Origin of the sequence: Cellulophaga sp. BC115SP, from assembly GCF_009905545.1 — a bacterium.
GTDB classification, from domain to species: Bacteria; Bacteroidota; Bacteroidia; order Cytophagales; family Spirosomataceae; genus Flectobacillus; species Flectobacillus rivi.
Map to the genome: position 1 here is coordinate 61,989 of NZ_JAAALB010000004.1, position 18,822 is coordinate 80,810.

Sequence of the window (18,822 nt, forward strand, 5' to 3'; positions counted from 1 at the left end):
AGGTAGGGTTTTGATTATTAGGCACAATGTTAAGATGAGCATTCCTATTACATTGTGACCAATCAAAGGCATTGAGGTGAGTGATTTATTTCATAACTAATATTTTCTAGAATCTTAAAACAAGAATATTGGTTGGTCTTTATATTTGCTCCTGCTTTGGAAAAGCAGGAAAGTACTTATGCTAGCCAAATGACCAAAAACATCTTTATCAAACAAACTTTTTATGAATTTCTTATCTCAATCCATACTCGAAAATACTGTAATAGACTTAATCTGGTTTACAGGAATTTGCCTTTTGGGAGTATTGATTAAAAGGTATTTCTCTATTGTCTTGAGTAAAGTCCTTTATCGAGTTTTGCGCCACGACAAAGTGCCTATCTACACCTGTATCGAATTACTTCGGAAGCCGCTTGAAGTGTTTTTTATTCTTAATGCTATATGGCTTGCTTCTTATCATATCAAAGTCCCTAGAGCTTGGCATTTAGCACCAGTTGAACAATTTGGTATCCTGATGTTTGTTTGGAAAACCTTTCAGCTTACGCTTATTATGTCGTTTTCGTGGATACTTATTCGTATCACAAAATTTCTGGCAATTGTTTTTCAAGAAAAAGCTGCGCTTACAGAAAGTAAACTCGATGACCAGTTTGTACCATTCACCAAAGATTTAGTGATTGTTGCCTTGGTCTTAATGACGTTTTTCTCGATGCTAGGAATAGTTTTCAAAATTGACGTAATAGCACTGATTACGGGTTTGGGGATTGGGGGTTTGGCTATCGCCTTGGCTGCTCGTGAGACTTTAGAAAACTTATTTGCTTCGTTTACGATTTTCTTAGACTTACCTTTTTTGGTGGGCGATACCATTTTGCTCGATAAAGTAACTGGTGATGTGGAAAAAATTGGTTTTCGTAGTACCCGCATTCGTACAGGTGATGGTAGCTTGGTAACAGTACCTAATCGCCTCATTACAGCACAAGCCTTAGAAAACCTCAGTCAAAGAAATTACCGCCGTGCTCGTTATGCCCTTCGTTTACGTTTGGACACACCTACTGAGGCAGTCAAAGCAATTGTGAATGATATTCAAACTTTGGTAGAATCACACGATAAAATATATCATAGCGACCCTGGCAAAACTCGTTTTGACGCTATTGGCGATAACTCACTTGATATTTTAGTTTCTTACCATGTAGCTACCAACAGCATTGTTGTTTTGAATGAGGTAAAAGAAGAAATCAATTACCAGATTTTATCTATTGTCCAAAAACATCAAGCGCAATTAGCCTATCCTACTTTCCGAATTATCAACTAATTTATTTGCCATCCTTAAAAACATCCATTTACCCTGATTTCGTGTGTCTGGTGTAGAAAATGCTCGTGGATTAAAAAGAAACACACAACTTTAATCCATGAACAAGCGCAAGATACCAATAGAGCTAATCATCTGGGTAAGTGGACTTTTATGGCTGGCATTCTCCCGTCCCGAAAGCACTCACTTTACAATTTGTCCCTTAGCTTTAGCAGGTTTTGAACATTGTCCAGGTTGCGGATTAGGTCATTCTATTTCTTATTTGTTGAGAGGTGAATGGCAATTATCTTGGCAAAGTCACCCTCTAGGTGCTTTTGCATTGCTAATACTACTTAAACGCATTTTTGAACTTGGTAAAACAGCATTTTGCTCAAACGTTTGCTCAAACAAAACTGAAGACTTTTATCCATCTAAACTTTTAAGAAAATGAATCCCAACTTCGTAATTATGATGGCCAACTTAGAACCTGAGGAAGCTATTTTTATCCAAAATTTAGTCAGAGATTTGGATGAAACACAACAACAACAGTTTTTGGCAATGTACCAAAACAAACGTCGTGATACAACCTTGATACTTATTACAACAATCATGGGATTCTTCGGTTTCGCTGGTATTCAACGCTTTTTGACAGATAGAATTGGTATGGGTATCCTTTACTTCTTTACAGGTGGACTTTGTATGATTGGTACAATCGTCGATTTGGTTAACCACAAAAGCATGACAATGGAATATAACCGTCAAGTAGCAGCCGAAATATTAGCCTCGATTAAGCTTTGGCAAAATCGATAATGGCTGTCAAGTAAAAATCTATTAGGTAGCTTATTTCTCTTTTCAACCTATAGATGACGAATCGAGGTGTTCGGCAACAAGGTATCATTTATCAAAAAGATATTGTAAATTTCATAGGAAAACATGGAATGAGTATATTATCCATATATTCGTATTTATCCCATGTAACATTTTCATTATCGTACTTATGGAAAACCCAATATCTCGTCGTTCGGTATTACAAAAAACCCTAGCGGCGACTACTGCTACCATGCTGACATCCTCCCTCAACAACCGCATCGAAGCTGCCGACAACCATATTGGTTCGGCTCTCAAAGGACGCATCAATCACTCGGCTTGCCGTTGGTGTTATGAGTCAGTTCCTTTTGAGGATTTGTGTAAATCTGCTAAAGAAATCGGCATGAAGTCGATTGAATTGACAGGCCCTGAAGAATGGTCTATTATGAAAAAATATGATCTTACAGCAGGTATGGGTTGGGGAAGCTGGCCAAAAGGTACAGGGTTGACAAATTTCTTTAATGATCCCCAAAATCATGACCTGTTGGCAAACTACTATATCGACTATCTGATTCCAGAAGCAGCAAAAGCAGGTATCAAAAACTTGATTTGTTTTTCAGGAAACCGTAATGGTATCAGCGAAACACAAGGTTTGTTGAACTGCAAAAAGGTAATTCAAAGAATTATCAAAACTGCCGAAAAACACGATGTGACACTTTCGATGGAATTGTTGAACTCAAAAGTAAACCACAGAGATTATCAGTGTGATCATACCGAATGGGGCGTGGAACTTTGTGAAATGGTTGGTTCTGAAAAATTCAAATTGTTGTATGACATCTACCACATGCAAATCATGGAAGGGGACGTAATTGCAACAATCAAAAAATATAATGAGTATATCTCTCACTACCACACAGGTGGTGTACCAGGGCGTCATGAAATCAACGACTCTCAAGAGTTGAACTATCCTGCTATCATGAAAGCTATTGTTGATACTGGCTACAAAGGCTTTATTGGGCAAGAATTTATCCCAACTCGTACCGACAAAATCGCTTCATTGCGTGAAGGTATCTTGATTTGTGACATCTAGATATTGAGTGAATTAGTGGTTGAGTGATTTAGTGATTGTATTAAAACATGAGTTATCTCGAATTTCAACATTAGGCTTATTCTCCAATTATTCATCAAAAAAGGCGTTCGAAATGATTTTTTCGAACGCCTTTTTTGATACTATCTTTCTGAACCATGTTTGTATTGAAAACTCCTATCTAAGGTTATGTACTCACACTTCCGAAATCGACAATCACAAACCCAAAATCGAATTATTCTTCTCTGTTTACGGTATCAATTGAAAAGGCAGGAAGGCATACACTCCAGTATTCACAAGCCTCGTCGAAAGGATTACTATATCTGACTCTACTTCCCTTTGTGATCAAGATACTTTGCCCTGCCGAAATCTCGATTACTTCGCCATCAACTTCGATCAGTTTTTTACCTTTACTGACTAAAGTCCACTCGTCAAAAGCGGGATTTTGGTGTGGCTCACTCCAACCAGAAGGAGCAATCATACGAGCAATACTAATATTTTCTTGTTGTGTGGCTACTCTTCCGAAATGTTCTTCGATAAGTTTTCCGTCTGTAGTAGGTACGACGAAAGGTTTGGTTTGATGAATGTAACTCATTTTGTTATTTTTTAGTAATAAAATTAATGCCATAAACCTTGGATATATGCTTCAAAGTTTTGGCAATCTTGTTAAAACAAAAACGCCTCTTTCGAGGCGTTTTTGCAAGAGTATGAATAGAAACTTGTAAGTCTTACAAGTTTTTCTTTTTCAATTCACTTACAGCGAAATCTGCTGCACGAGCTGTCAATGCCATATAAGTTAATGATGGGTTTACGCAAGAAGCCGAAACCATTGCAGCACCATCTGTAACAAATACGTTTTTCACAGCGTGAACTTGATTGTGTTTGTTCAAGATCGACGTTTTAGGATCACGACCCATACGAGCAGTACCCATTTCGTGAATACCCAAACCAATGTGAGTTGATTGGCTATTGTAAGTACTGATATTTTTGAAACCAGCTGCTTCCAACATTTCAGCAGCGTCGTTCATCATATCTTCACGCATTTTTAATTCGTTTTGTCCAAATTCAGATTCGAAAGAAAGCACTGGTAAGCCCCACTTATCTTTTTGGTCGCTCAAAGTAAAGCGGTTGCTTTCGTTTGGAAGGATTTCACCGAAACCACCAAATCCAATTGACCATGAACCTGGGTGAGTTAAATCTTCTTTGAATGAAGCACCGAAACCATCCATACCAACACCACGACCCCAACCTGCACGGCTAGCACCACCTTGGTAGCCAAATCCACGAAGATAATCACGCTTGTCTTTACCCCAGTTACGGAAACGTGGAATATACAACCCGTTTGGACGGTTACCGAAGAAGTAATCTTCATTGAAACCTTCTACCGATGCACTAGCACCAACTCCCAAGTGGTGATCCATGATGTTACGACCTAATTGATCGCTTTCATTACCCATACCAGTAGGGAAACGGTTTGATTTTGAGTTCATCAAAATTGAAGCAGAAGGAATAGCTCCAGCATTCAAGAAGATGATTTTTGCATAGTATTCAGTAACAGCCATTGTATTTTGGTCAATTACACGAACACCTTTTGCTTTTTGTGTTTTATCGTCAAAAATTACTTCAGATACAATGGCATTATGAACCATTACCAAGCGTTTTGTACGAGCTGCTGCTGGCAAAGTAGCCGATAATGAGCTAAAGTAACCACCATAAGGACAACCACGCATACACTTGTTACGGTATTGACAAGAACCACGACCAACAGCAGTGTGTTGTGGACCTGGCTTAGTCAAGTGAGCTACACGACCAACTGTTACAGGACGTCCCAATTTGCTTTTTACTGCATTTGTGAAGTGAGTTTCAGGAGCCGTCATTTGCATAGCTGGCAAGAAGTGGCTATCTGGTAATACATCCAAACCTTCTGCTTGACCAGAAATACCTGCAAACTTCTCTACATACGTGTACCACGGAGCTAGGTCTTCATAACGAATTGGCCAGTCAACCCCAACGCCTTCTTTTAAGTTAGCTTCAAAATCTGCTTTGTTCCAACGGTAAGACTGACGTCCCCACAACAAAGATTTACCACCTGTGTGATAGGCACGAATCCAGTCGAAACCACCTTTTTTCTCGATATAAGGATTTTGCTTATCGTTTTCGAACAAATAACGGTGCTCTTCGTTGGCTGTATAACCAGTACGCATACCAGCCCAGTACTCTTCAGCAGCCATGTTTGTAGGACGACCACGGTGTGCAAAATCCCAAGGATCTTTCATTGCCGTTTCGTAACCTTCAATATGTTTGATTTCACGACCACGCTCAAGTACTGCTACTCTCAAACCTTTTTCTGTTAACTCTTTGGCAGCCCAACCGCCCGAAATACCAGAACCAACAACGATTGCGTCGAAGGTTTGGTTTTTTACTGCATCTATATTAAGATTCATTTTATATCTTCTATAAGTATTGAAAGAAATTAAATAAGTGGGTAAAATGAAATCTATTTTACCCGCATTAGGCTGTATGCTTTAAGCTGTAAACGTAAATATTACTCCATTTTTTTAATACTTACGACTTCTTTCCTAAAGCCTAATAATGCCATCTTGCGTTGTTCTTAGTAAGCAAAAGCTTTTTGTCCTGGCTTCAACTTGGTATTTTCAAATTTGCCTGGGATTGGCTCATATACGAATGAAGCTTTCAAACCTTGCTCAGAAGTATAATAACCTGTTAAAGTAAGCTCTTTCATCAAACGCCAGAAAGGAACACCCATAGCGGCATCCATACTTTCTTTGTCAACGTTATCTCCAACTTTTACTTGCTTCACATTGTATTGTTTCATCAACTCTTTGGTATCTGATTCAAGTTGCTTCAATGTTGCAATTTGTTGGTCTTTTGATTGAGCTAAGAAGTTTTTCTTTTCTAAATCAGATACACCCGCCAAGAAGCTTTTGTGCTCTGGTGCTTTGTAACAATCATTCAACATCATTTCAATGAATGCTGGTACTCCTGCATCTTTTGCACCAGGAGTGGTAGTTCTTGGAATGATATGCTCGGCTACTTCTGCTACTATCTTACGCTGAGTATCATTGAGGCTAAACGACTCAAGCGCTATAGAAGTGTTTTTTGCTTCACCTGCTCTGCTCATTGCCAAAAGGGTTGGTGCCGAAAGCGTCCCTCCAATTAATAAGGCAACTTTTGAGAGTGCGTCTCTTCTGTTCATTTTAGATCGGGATTTTGATATAGTATTTATAAATTAGTTTTTGTTCTTCCAACATACCAATGAATTATATTGTTTTAAAACTCATTGTATCTCTTTGAGAAAATAAAGATATTATATTTCCCATTCAACGCCAAAGACAAAACTTTATTTGAAAAGTTTTATTTTTTGCGAGTTTAAAGATAACCAATATTCGGCAATACTTTGCAAGGAATTGCCATGGAAATATCATATTTCATCCCCTATGATGAGGTAAAATAGGGGTGTTTTATCTTTAAGAAAAGACTTTTTACAGTACAAAAAGGTATAATATAAAAAAAAGGCCAAATAAAAATCCCCAAGGCTTGTTACAGCATTGGGGATTTTATACAAAATATGGCTATTGAATATCAATAATCGACCATTTTTACCTGCTTATTTTACAAATTTTGCTTCTTCAATTCGTTTACAGCAAAATTAGCCGCACGAGCTGTCAAAGCCATATAAGTCAACGATGGGTTTACACATGACGCTGAAGTCATACAAGCACCGTCTGTTACAAATACGTTCTTGATTGCATGCAATTGGTTGTTGCCATTAACTACCGAAGTTTTAGGATCACGTCCCATACGAGCTGTTCCCATTTCGTGGATAGCCATACCTAAATATGAACCTCTATCATACGTTTTTACGTTTTTGACCCCAGCAGTTTCTAGCATTTCTTTGGCATCGTTCATCATATCGATACGCATCTTCTTCTCATTTTCTTTCAACTCTGCATCGAATACTACCACAGGAATGCCCCACTTATCTTTCGTGTTTTTGTCAAGATACATACGGTTTTCGTGATATGGAAGCGTTTCCCCAAAACCACTCAAGCCCATTGACCATGGTCCAATACCACTTGCTTGTTCTTTGAAATCTGTACCGAAGCTCAATTCTGATACATTACTTGCCCATGCTCCACGACCACGACCGCCACCGCCTTGATAGCCAAAGCCACGTAAATAATCACGCTTGTCGCTACCAATATTGCGATAGCGAGGCACATAGATACCATTGGCACGACGACCGTAGTAATATGTGTCTTCGTCGCCTTCCCATGTACCCGATGCACCTACACGGAAGTGGTGATCCATCAAATTATGCCCTAATTCTCCTGAATCGTTGCCCAAACCATTCTGAAAACGGTTAGATGTTGAATTCAACATCAAAGCAGTAGTGCCCAAAGCCGATGCGCACAAGAATACAACTTTGGCGAAGTATTCAGTTGTTTGCATAGTTACAGAGTCAATAACTCTTACGCCTGTAGCTTTCTTTTTATTTTCGTCATACAAAACCTCACTTACAATAGAATCAGGGCGAAGTGTCAAACGACCTGTTTTCATACAAGCTGGTAGCGTAGATGATTGTGTACTAAAATAAGCTCCATAAGGACAGCCCAATGAACATTTGTTGCGATACTGACAACCCGTACGCCCAACACCCAACTGAGCCTGAGCAGCCTTAGATAAGTTGGCCACACGCCCGATGGTCATCACACGTCCTGGGTAGTTTTTTTCAATACGTTTTCTTACCTCTTTCTCCACACAATACATATCCATTGGCGGTAAGAACTCGCTATCTGGCAATTGAGGCAAACCAAGTTTTTCGCCTGAGATGCCTACAAATTTTTCTACATAAGAATACCATGGTGCTACATCTTTGTAGCGAATAGGCCAGTCTACAGCAATACCATCTTTGAGGTTTGCCTCAAAGTCGAGGTCACTCAAACGATATGATTGGCGTCCCCACATGATAGATTTACCCCCTACGATATTAGGACGATACCAGTCAAAACGTTTTTCTTCTTTATACAATGAATCCGCATCGTTGAACCAGTATTTTTCGGTCATTTCGTTGTACGGATAATCACGCATCAATTTTGGGTGAGTTTCTTTTTGCTCTACCGTTAGGCGACCATTGTATTTGGATTCCCAAGGGTCTTTCATGGCATTTTCGTAACCCGTAACGTGCTCTAAGTTTTTACCTTTTTCGAGCATCAATACGCGCAAGCCTTTTTCAGTAAGTTCTTTGGCAGCCCAGCCACCTGTAATACCCGAACCCACTACAATAGCATCGTAGGTATTGCCTTTTACAGCATCTATATTTAAGTAAGACATTGTTCTGATTAAGTTAAAATAGGGAATGATAAACCGTAATTTTTTACAAAGCCCAAGCTTTTTGTCCAGGTTTTAGAGGTACACAACCCTCAAAACGTCCAGGAATAGGCAAGTATTCTAAAGCTTTAGTAGCGCCAATTTCTGAAGTAAAGTAACCTGTTACAGTTAATTCTTTCATTTTCAAGAAAAATGGTTTGTTGTCTACCGTTGTTTGCTTTACCATTTCATTCTTTTGAGTTACATCCAAATCAACAAAGCCTTTTCCAAATTTGGTTTTGCTATCAGCATCCAGTTTGGATAATCCTTCATAAAATGCCTTTTGTTCCTCCTTGGTATAGCAATCTCTTACTACACGCACAATGAATTTCTCCACGCCAGCAGCTTTTGCGCCTGGGGTATTAGTGGTAGGAATAATAATGTCTGCTACCTCAGCCAAAAGGGATTCTTGGTCCAAAGTCACTTTGAGGCTTTCGCCAGTGTAGGTTTTTTCGCCCATAACACCAGCCATCACTGGAGCAGATATAACACCTCCTAAGAGGATTGCTACATGCTGGAGTGCATCTCTACGGTTCATAGTTTTACAGAATTAATGAATTGAATAGTTGAGTTTGATTTGTATATGCGAGCAATTCTCGCTCGAACTGCTCTTGGTCTTTGGTAAGTGCGTTGTTGGATAGTTTTGAGCCTAAACATGAGCACAAAAACTCTTGAAATACATCTATTTTTTCTCTAAAACAGACAATTTAATCGAATAGTCAAAGTTATTGAATTTCTTCTAGAAAAAGCTCCTTTCTTATAGGTTCAAAGTATCATTTCGATACTTTTTACTACTAATCCTGTCAAAAATTCGACATAATGACTGAAATATTAGCCCAATTAAAGAGTAGCTCGTAAATTTAATATACTCTTTCAACGCAATTTAATTGATAATCAAGCATGAAAAGAACTTTTATCCTCACACTTACAAGCTTATCATTGTTACTTTTAGGGCATAATACCCATGCTCAAAAGGTAACCAAACTCAGCGAAACCGATTTGATGCTTGCCAAAATGCAAGGAAAGATATATGGTTGGATGACCGAATGGCAAGTGCCAGGTTGCGCCATCAGTATCGTCAAAGATGGGCAAGTATTGTGGACAGCGGGTTTGGGACAAAAAAATACGACAACCAAACAGTTTGTTACTCCTCAAACCTTATTTCCGATCGCTTCTTGTAGCAAATCTTTTACCGCCGCAGCTATGGCAATCTTGGTAGATGAAGGGAAAGTAGATTGGAACAAACCCGTCAAATATTATTTACCTGACTTTGAGCTAAGCGACGTAGATGCAGAGCATACAGTAATGGTAAAAGACTTACTTTCACATCGCACGGGTTTGCCGCGCCATGATTTTGTTTGGCTGTACAGTTCGCTCGACCGTCAGACGATTTACAAGAGTCTCAAATATCTCAAACTTAGCAAAAAACCTTACGAACAATATCAATACAACAATTTGATGTATATGGTAGCTGGCGTTTTGATTGAAAGAGTAAGTGGGATGACTTGGGAAAAATTTGTGGAGGAGCGCCTTCTAAAGCCTCTCAAAATGAATCAAACGGTATTGACATATCCCGAATTATTCAAATCAATGGATTATTCGAAATCATATCGTAAACTAAATGACCAGCTTGCTGAAGCAGGTTTTGGGAGTAATGTGGATGCCATCGGACCAGCAGGAGCTGTAAAGTCTAATGCCGAGGATATGAGTCATTGGCTATTGATGCAGTTACAACAAGGTAAATATGAGAACCAACAGATTGTTTCTAGTAAAAATTTAAAAGAAAATCATACTCCTTTAACGGTTGTGTATCCTGCCGAAGCCAAATACCCTGAATTAGGATTTAGTACTTATGGCATGGGCTGGAATCAAAATGTTTACAGAGGAGCTCAACGCCTTCAGCACAATGGCTCAATAGAAGGATATCGCTCTCAAATGACACTTTTTCCTAATAATAATATTGGCATATTTATTACAACCAATAGCAGTGCCGCCGACTACTACTTTGTTAATGTGGTCACAAACAGTCTTACAGATATGCTTTTTAATCTTCCTGAGATAGATTGGCATAGTCGTATGAAGCAAGAAAAAGCAGACGCTACCTTTGCTGAGGAAAAACGTGCGAAAGAACAAAATGCCAATCGAGTACTCTTTGCTTCGATGTCACATAACCTCGATAATTACGCAGGTATTTATGAACATCCAGCTTATGGAATCTTGCAAATTTACAAATCTGACAAAGGGCTTATGGCCAAATATCATAACCAAACTATAGAATTAGTACACTTTCATTATGATTATTTTTTAGGAAAAGATATGCTCGACAATATGCCAATTCAGTTTCTGACAAACTTCAAAGGAGCAATTGATCAAGTACAAATTGATTTCCCTAATGCAGGAATTATCCAGTTTTTGAAAAAGTAACATACAACTAAAAAACAATAGCGAAATTTCGCTAAATGTATTTTATGTAAATTTTTCAATAAAAATATTATTTCAAAAGAGAGAACCGAAACAGAATTTTATACTTTAAATTGAAAAAAAACTGTTTTAATTCACTAAAAATGAATCAAAATTCCCAAAATTAAAATTGGCATAAGTATTTATTACTAAAATTTTATTTGGTATTTTCTTGCATTTAAAAAATATACCTCTGTATATTTGTAAAGTACTAACAAAAACATCAGCGAAATTTCGCTAATTTTTTATGAAAGTTTCTGGATTTGTAAATATCATTCTCGTTCTCGTGATTCTCTGCTGTGAAGTGTGAGACGGGCTTTTATGTATATAATTGAAAAGACCTTTCTCACACACTGAGAAAGGTCTTTTGCTGTCCAGAAATATCGAACTTAAAATAAGTCAAAAAATAGAAGAATAATACAAACCCTCTGACTCGTGTTTTCTATCCTGTCGGGCAGAGTCTAAAGCATCTTTTCAAGTTATGGAACTGAACAAATTCTCAAAAACACTGACTCAAGAAGTAACCAACCCTGCAGCCAAAGCCATGCTTTATGGAATTGGTCTTACTAGCGAAGATATGCAAAAAGCACAAATCGGTATTGCTAGTACAGGTTATGAAGGAAACACATGTAATATGCACCTCAATGGTCTTTCGGTACATGTGAAAAAAGGTGTTCAAGAGAATGGCATGGTAGGCTTGATTTTCCATACGATTGGTGTATCAGATGGTATGACCAACGGTAACAACGGGATGTCATACTCATTGCCATCACGTGATTTGATTGCTGATTCGATCGAAAACGTAGTAGGTGCTCAATGGTATGATGGCGTGATTGCGGTAGTTGGTTGTGACAAAAACATGCCAGGGGCTATGATGGCATTGGCTCGTTTGAACCGCCCGGGTATGTTGGTGTATGGTGGTACAATTCGTACTGGTGAGTATAAAGGACAAAAATTAGATATTGTCTCGGCATTCGAGGCATTGGGTAAAAAATTCGCAGGAAATATATCTGACGAAGATTATGAAGGAGTTATCCGTAACGCTATTCCGGGTGCAGGTGCTTGTGGTGGTATGTACACTGCTAACACTATGGCATCGTCGATGGAAGCGATGGGCTTAACATTACCAAACTCGTCTTCATATCCAGCTACTCACGAAGGTAAAAAAGCTGAGTGTTTGGCTATTGGAGCAGCAATGAAAAACTTGTTGGAGCAAAATATTTGCCCAAGAGACATCATGACTCGTAAGGCTTTCGAAAACGCCCTTACTATGGTAATGGCTATGGGTGGTTCGACAAACGCTGTATTGCACTATTTGGCAATTGCTCGCGCTGCTGAAGTTGAATTTACGTTAAAAGATATTCAAGCTATTTCTGACCGTACTCCATTAATTGCTGATTTGAAGCCTTCTGGTAAATATTACATGGAAGATATGCTTTCAATCGGCGGGGTACCAGCATTGATGAAATACTTGTTGAAAGAAGGATATTTACATGGTGATTGTATGACTGTAACAGGCAAGACAATTGCTGAAAACTTGGCTGATGTTCCTGAATTGGATTTCGATTCACAAAAAATCATTTTGCCATTAACGAGCCCAATCAAACCAACAGGTCACTTACAAGTATTGTATGGTAACTTAGCAACAGGCGGTGCTGTAGCAAAAATCACAGGTAAAGAAGGGGAACGTTTTGAGGGTATTGCAAAGGTTTGTGAGCGTGAAGAAGAGGTAATTGAATACTTATCAAAAGGCGAAATCAAAGAAGGACAAGTAGTAGTAATCCGTAACGAAGGTCCTAAAGGTGGTCCGGGTATGCCAGAAATGTTGAAACCAACATCGGCTATTATGGGTGCTGGCTTAGGTAACAAAGTAGCCATGATTACAGACGGTCGTTTCTCAGGTGGTACACACGGATTCGTGGTAGGCCACGTAACACCAGAAGCACAGGTAGGTGGCAATATCGCTTTGGTAAAAGATGGCGATTTGATTACGATCGATGCAGTTAATAATGTTCTTCACTTACACGTATCTGACGAAGAATTGGCAGAACGCCGTAAAGACTGGGCTCCATCTGAATCACCATTCAAACAAGGTGTTTTACGCAAATATGTGAAAAACGTAGCCTCAGCAAGTGAGGGTTGTGTAACGGATTTGTAAATAGTATTTATTCAAAAATAATCTCCATAAGACTGATTGTCATTTCTATCGGTAATCAGTCTTATCTTACAAATACTTATAATACACGCTAAATAATTATTATCAAGTTTATATTACACACTCTATAAATTCTAAATACACACCAACCAATTAATATTGGTTCGCAAGCTTATTTTTATTCTTGAAAACTATAAGTTTTAACATATAAACACCAACATAGATTATTTATTTTTAATACTAGTTCGTGACCCTAAAGTATGTGTAACACCAAAATCATTCTATACACTACTTTAATATTTAAATGTAATCTTATAAAGTATAGTGATAAACATAGTTCGATAAATAATTAGATCAAACTACACTCAAGAATAAGATGAGATTGAACTAATATTATTTGTATTAACTCATCAAACTAATGCTTTTAAATTCTGTTTTAAAAAATTACACTTACATAGCCTTAATTAGTTTTATAGGTCTCTTACTTTATGTTTTTGCGAATGTTCCAAATATACCTACTGCTGACGAATGGGATTTATCTTATTTTGTTGAAAGGTTTTATGAGAATAAATTGACGATGTCCGATTTAATGATACCTCATAACGAGTGTAGAATGCCTTATCCACATATCATCAATTTAATTATTTTATTTATTACTAGGTGGCATTCGTTTACATTGATTTCGTTCAATTTGGTTTTATTGTTTGTTTTCTATTTTACATTAAGAGAATATACTTATGAATCTTTGAAGCCTAAAAATATAAACTCATTCGGAGCAGGCTTTTTATTCATATTGTTGGTGATATTTTCATTTAAGCAATATGAAAATATTGTATTAAGTTTTGACTTAAACTACTATCTATCAGTGATTGCAGGTTTATTCTCATTTATTAGTTTAAAGAAAATTTCGTGGAAAAGTGTAATCATAAGTATTGTGTGGGCACACATATCGATGTATTCATATGCTTCAGGGTTCGCTATATGGCCATTTTTAATACTTTTAGTTTGGCTTATTAGTGATGAAAATTATAAGGCTAAAATGTATTACTCTACAATGATAATGCTGTTCTTTATGTTGAATATAGGACTTTATTTTTATGAATATCACCCTCTTTCGAGTAAGACCATTGAAAAGTCCGTCAATCCTATGGAGTTAGTTCCTTACGCCTTTGCTTTTTTGTCAAATAATTTTACAACAAGTAGTAATACAGCTATTCTGCTTTCTATTCTTCAATTAGTGTCAATTGGAATATCCATTGGACTCTTATTAAAAAATAATAAAGCAAAACTGTTAAATATGGCTCCAATTTTTCTATATGGCTTTTGGGCTATGGCTGTTGGATTTATGGTAGCACATGGAAGAGCTTCACTAGGAATAACCCAAGCTTTATCTCCTAGATATTGTACATTGAGCTTTCCTTTTACCATAGTTTCTATATTGTCATTGGTGATTAATATTGACAATATAGGTTATTTAACGAGCAATAAGATTATTCAGAAATATATTTCAGTACCATTGTATATGTTTTTAGTTCTTTTCGGAATGTATCAAGTAAAATTTATTAGTCTAGCGAATCAAAGGAATTCTAAATTAGAAGATGCATTAGCATGTATTAAAGCCTCAAATTTTGAATCTCCAGTAGTAAAAGAAATGCTTTACCCCAATTCTGAATTGCTTAGACAAAAAGTAGAGTTGATGAAGAAATATCATTTGAGTATGTATCGATAAGCTTAGCGAAAGTAAGTCAATTACTCATAAAAACATTAAACAAAACCACAAAACATAGAATTAGCATTCAACTCTTCGGAGTTCAACATTTTAATTAAAAAATCGCATGGCAGCACAGACACAAACCATGACCGCAGAGCCCAAAGCAAAAGAAACAGAACAGTTTCTTACGGGCGCACAGGCCATAATGCAATCTTTAGTCGAGCAAGGTGTTGATACAATCTTCGGCTATCCGGGTGGCGCCATCATGCCTACTTATGATGCGCTTTATGATTATCAAGATAGACTCAAGCACATTCTGGTGCGCCATGAGCAAGGAGCAGGTCATGCAGCACAAGGTTACGCTCGTATGACAAACCGTGCAGGAGTAGCAATGGTGACTTCTGGGCCTGGAGCTACCAACCTCATGACTCCTATTGCCGATGCCATGCTAGACTCTACCCCGATGGTTTGTATTGTGGGGCAAGTAAAAGGTAATTTGCTAGGTACTGATGCTTTCCAAGAATGTGATATCATCGGAATTTCAATGCCTATTACTAAATGGAATTATCAAGTAGTAGATGCTGATGAAATTCCTGAAATTATTGCAAAAGCATTTCATATTGCAGAAGCTGGTCGTCCAGGTCCTGTATTGATTGATATTACTCGTACAGCACAAACTGATAAAATGACGAAACCTTTCCACTACCCTAAAGAAGTGGATATTATTAGTTATCGTCCTCGTACTGTGCCCAAACAAGAGCATGTTGAAGCCGCTGCTAAATTAATCAACGCTGCTAAGAAGCCATATATCTTGGCGGGTCACGGTGTGTTGTTGGCTGATGCGCAAAATGAACTAAAAGAATTTATTGAAAAAACTGGTATCCCTGTAGCAACAACGTTGTTGGGTATGTCGGCAGTTGATGCTGATCACCCTTTATATGTAGGCTGGCCAGGTATGCACGGTAACTACGGTGCAAACGTATTAACTAATGAATGTGATGTGCTTATCGCTATTGGTATGCGTTTCGACGACCGTATTACAGGTGATTTGAGTACTTATGCTAAACAAGCTAAAGTAATTCATATCGAAATTGACCCTGCTGAAATCAATAAAAACGTATTTGCTGACGCACCAGTTGTTGGTGATGCTAAAGAAGCATTAAAGGCGTTGATTCCTTTAGTAAAACAAAACTCATTCCCAGAATGGCGCGCAGAGTTTGCTAAATACGATGCTATCGAATACGAAAAAATCACAAAGAAAGATATTTTCCACGACGGCGACCAAATCAAAATGGGCGAAGCTGTTGTAATGCTTTCTGAGAAAACAAAAGGTGAGGCCGTGACGGTTACCGACGTTGGTCAGCACCAAATGATTTCGAATCGTTATTATCGTTTCAAAAAGCCATTCTCAAGTGTAACTTCAGGTGGTGCAGGAACAATGGGCTTTGCACTTCCAGCGGCCTTTGGTGCTAAAGTTGGTGCTCCTGATCGTGAAGTAGTGGCAATCATTGGTGATGGCGGTTTCCAAATGACTCTCCAAGAATTAGGAACAATTGCTCAGAGTGGCTTGCCTGTAAAAATCATCATTCTTAATAATAACTTCCTTGGGATGGTACGCCAGTGGCAACAGTTATTCTTCGACAGACGCTATTCATTCGTAGAATTACAAAACCCTGACTTCATCACGATTGCAAAAGGATTTGGTATTGCAGGACACACGGTTTCTGATCGTGCGCTACTTTCAGAGTCACTAGATACTTTGCTTAATTCTGACAAGCCTTATTTGTTGGAAATTATCTGTGAAAAAGAAGAAAACGTGTTCCCAATGGTACCAGCAGGTACATGTGTTACTAACGTGATTTTAGAATAGTTTAAAAAGATAAAATAAGTTCAAAGCTAGGTTATGACATCAATGTAACTATCAGTGTTTAGAACATTTTTGGTATCACTCAGTATTTTAGTACTTTAACCTTCTTTATTAAAGGGGAAACGTTGAGGAAATCTAAAATGCGTTGATGCACAACCAATACATTTGACTAGCAATAACTCATGAAAACAACATACACGTTATCCATATTTACTTCCAATACCATCGGTTTACTCAATCGTATTACGATTATTTTTACTCGTAGACGTTTGAACATCGAATCGTTGACCGTATGTGAAACCGAGCGCGTAGGTGTATCTCGTTTTACTATCGTTATCCGTCACGATTCTCGCGAAGCTGTTGAAAAACTCGTTCGTCAAATCCGTAAGGTAGTCGATGTATTAGCGGTATTTGGATACCTTGATCACGAAATCGTTTTTAACGAAATCGCCCTTTTCAAAATTGCAACACCACTTGGAGGAACACCTTTGAATATCAAAGAAATCAACCTCGACTGGAATGCAAAAGTGGTGCATTGGGGACTTGATTATGTAGTAATCGAGAAAAATGGTACCGAACAGGAAATCTCAGAATTTTATGAGTATATCAAAAACTGGGAAATTCTTGAGTACTTAAAATCAGGCCGCGTAGCTGTTGGTAAAACAGAAAAAGGCTTGGTAGAATACCTTCCTGAAGGCAACTGGGAAGTCGTATAAGTGAGGAGTGTTGAGTTGTGAATATCATATCTTCTAACTTCAATCATCCAATGCTTAAAGTTTATAATTCGTAAATAATTTTCAGTAAAACATAATTCCAAAAAACAAATCAAATCATGGCACAAATTAATTTTGGCGGAGTGGTAGAGGATATCGTGACTCGTGAGGAGTTCCCATTAGAAAAAGCAAGAGAAGTATTGGCTAATGAAACTATCGCTGTAATTGGATACGGTGTACAAGGTCCTGGTCAAGCTTTGAACATGAAAGATAACGGCTTGAACGTAATCGTTGGTCAACGTAAAGGTAAAACTTATGACAAAGCTGTAGCTGACGGTTGGGTTCCAGGCGAAACTTTGTTCGAAATCGAAGAAGCTTTAGAAAAAGGTACTATCATTTGCTACTTGCTTTCAGATGCTGCTCAAATCGAATTGTGGCCAACTGTTAAGAAATATTTGACTGCTGGAAAATCATTGTATTTCTCTCACGGATTCGGTATCACTTACAAAGAGAAAACTGGTATCGTTCCTCCTGCAGATGTTGACGTATTCTTGGCAGCTCCTAAAGGTTCAGGTACTTCTCTTCGTCGTTTGTTCGTAGAAGGTAAAGGTTTGAACTCTTCTTTCGCTGTTTACCAAGACGCTACTGGTAAAGCTCGTGAGAAATGTATCGCTATGGCTATCGGTGTAGGTTCTGGTTATTTGTTCGAAACAGACTTCTACAAAGAAGTAACTTCTGACTTAACTGGTGAACGTGGTACTTTGATGGGTGCTATCCAAGGTATTTTCGCTGCTCAATACGAAGTATTGCGTGAAAACGGTCACTCTCCATCTGAAGCATTCAACGAAACAGTTGAAGAATTAACTCAATCGTTGATGCCATTAGTAGCTGAAAACGGTATGGACTGGATGTACGCTAACTGCTCTACAACAGCGCAACGTGGTGCTTTGGACTGGTGGAGACCATTCAAAGAAGCTACTAAGCCTGTATTCGCTCAATTGTACAACTCTGTGAAAACTCAAGCTGAAGCTGAGCGTTCTATCACTTTGAACTCTCAACCTGACTACCGCGTGAAGTTGGAAGCTGAATTAGAAGAGCTTCGTGACTCAGAAATGTGGAAAGCTGGTGCTGCTGTACGTAGCCTTCGTCCAGAAAGAAGCTAGTTTTTTAATTTGAAAATAGGAGAATTTTGAAGATTAGAAAATGCGACTTCGCTCTTAATCATCAAATCATCTCACCTCAAATTGACAATAAAATGAGTGAGTAATGGATTTATATCTATTATTCACTCATTTGTGTTTTAGTAAAGCTAGAAAGTTATTGAAATACAATCAGAAAGTACACCATAG

The 18,822-nt window shown here is 38.0% G+C and carries 15 protein-coding genes; 10 read left to right on the forward strand and 5 right to left on the reverse strand.

All coding sequences use genetic code 11. The features are described 5' to 3' along the window. Positions 1 to 223: 223 nt before the first annotated feature. The 4 genes from GVN22_RS04640 to GVN22_RS04655 all read left to right on the forward strand — a co-directional run bounded on the left by GVN22_RS04640 (position 224) and on the right by GVN22_RS04655 (position 3,179). Positions 224 to 1,306 (forward strand): mechanosensitive ion channel family protein, encoded by a 1,083-nt coding sequence (locus GVN22_RS04640; RefSeq protein ID WP_166549888.1) that lies wholly within the window; start codon positions 224 to 226, stop codon positions 1,304 to 1,306. 97 nt (positions 1,307 to 1,403) lie between these two features. Beyond that, positions 1,404 to 1,733 (forward strand): DUF2752 domain-containing protein, encoded by a 330-nt coding sequence (locus GVN22_RS04645; protein ID WP_166549889.1) that lies wholly within the window; start codon positions 1,404 to 1,406, stop codon positions 1,731 to 1,733. Next, entirely contained in the window at positions 1,730 to 2,092 is a 363-nt protein-coding gene (locus GVN22_RS04650; protein WP_166549890.1) for a TM2 domain-containing protein, read from the forward strand. Before GVN22_RS04645 ends, GVN22_RS04650 begins: the two co-directional genes overlap by 4 nt. 187 nt (positions 2,093 to 2,279) lie before the next feature. Next, on the forward strand, positions 2,280 to 3,179 hold the full coding sequence (locus GVN22_RS04655) for a hydroxypyruvate isomerase family protein (protein WP_166549891.1): 900 nt from the start codon (positions 2,280 to 2,282) through the stop codon (positions 3,177 to 3,179). 232 nt (positions 3,180 to 3,411) lie between these two features. Here the strand turns inward: GVN22_RS04655 and GVN22_RS04660 are convergent, their stop codons facing one another. The 5 genes from GVN22_RS04660 to GVN22_RS04680 form a co-directional block, all read right to left on the reverse strand. Continuing rightward, positions 3,412 to 3,771: a cupin domain-containing protein gene (locus GVN22_RS04660; protein WP_166549892.1), complete on the reverse strand. Its 360-nt coding sequence runs from the start codon at positions 3,769 to 3,771 to the stop codon at positions 3,412 to 3,414. A gap of 133 nt (positions 3,772 to 3,904) precedes the next feature. Beyond that, the gene (locus tag GVN22_RS04665) at positions 3,905 to 5,620 is read right to left on the reverse strand and encodes a GMC oxidoreductase (protein ID WP_166549893.1); all 1,716 of its coding nucleotides are present in this window, start codon (positions 5,618 to 5,620) and stop codon (positions 3,905 to 3,907) included. Positions 5,621 to 5,787: 167 nt separating this feature from the next. Next, positions 5,788 to 6,393, reverse strand: a complete 606-nt coding sequence (locus tag GVN22_RS04670; protein WP_166549894.1) for a gluconate 2-dehydrogenase subunit 3 family protein — start codon at positions 6,391 to 6,393, stop codon at positions 5,788 to 5,790. Positions 6,394 to 6,809: 416 nt separating this feature from the next. Then, entirely contained in the window at positions 6,810 to 8,531 is a 1,722-nt protein-coding gene (locus tag GVN22_RS04675; RefSeq protein WP_166549895.1) for a GMC oxidoreductase, read from the reverse strand. A 43-nt stretch (positions 8,532 to 8,574) separates the two neighbouring features. Continuing rightward, positions 8,575 to 9,105: a gluconate 2-dehydrogenase subunit 3 family protein gene (locus GVN22_RS04680; RefSeq protein WP_166549896.1), complete on the reverse strand. Its 531-nt coding sequence runs from the start codon at positions 9,103 to 9,105 to the stop codon at positions 8,575 to 8,577. 362 nt (positions 9,106 to 9,467) lie between these two features. On the opposite strand from GVN22_RS04680, the gene GVN22_RS04685 reads away from it, so the two are divergent. The 6 genes from GVN22_RS04685 to ilvC all read left to right on the forward strand — a co-directional run bounded on the left by GVN22_RS04685 (position 9,468) and on the right by ilvC (position 18,636). Further along, positions 9,468 to 10,991 carry a serine hydrolase gene (locus tag GVN22_RS04685; RefSeq protein WP_166549897.1) on the forward strand — a complete coding sequence of 508 codons (1,524 nt, stop codon included), beginning with the start codon at positions 9,468 to 9,470 and terminating at the stop codon, positions 10,989 to 10,991. Between the two features lie 517 nt (positions 10,992 to 11,508). Further along, a complete protein-coding gene (gene ilvD / locus GVN22_RS04690) occupies positions 11,509 to 13,185 on the forward strand; it encodes a dihydroxy-acid dehydratase (RefSeq protein ID WP_166549898.1) in 1,677 nt (558 codons plus the stop codon). Positions 13,186 to 13,600: 415 nt separating this feature from the next. Beyond that, positions 13,601 to 14,911 (forward strand): hypothetical protein, encoded by a 1,311-nt coding sequence (locus GVN22_RS04695; protein ID WP_166549899.1) that lies wholly within the window; start codon positions 13,601 to 13,603, stop codon positions 14,909 to 14,911. 106 nt (positions 14,912 to 15,017) lie between these two features. Continuing rightward, the gene (ilvB, locus tag GVN22_RS04700) at positions 15,018 to 16,763 is read left to right on the forward strand and encodes a biosynthetic-type acetolactate synthase large subunit (protein WP_166549900.1); all 1,746 of its coding nucleotides are present in this window, start codon (positions 15,018 to 15,020) and stop codon (positions 16,761 to 16,763) included. A 179-nt stretch (positions 16,764 to 16,942) separates the two neighbouring features. Beyond that, the gene (gene ilvN / locus GVN22_RS04705; protein WP_095161261.1) at positions 16,943 to 17,476 is read left to right on the forward strand and encodes an acetolactate synthase small subunit; all 534 of its coding nucleotides are present in this window, start codon (positions 16,943 to 16,945) and stop codon (positions 17,474 to 17,476) included. A 116-nt stretch (positions 17,477 to 17,592) separates the two neighbouring features. Next, on the forward strand, positions 17,593 to 18,636 hold the full coding sequence (ilvC, locus tag GVN22_RS04710; RefSeq protein WP_166549901.1) for a ketol-acid reductoisomerase: 1,044 nt from the start codon (positions 17,593 to 17,595) through the stop codon (positions 18,634 to 18,636). Positions 18,637 to 18,822: the final 186 nt, after the last annotated feature.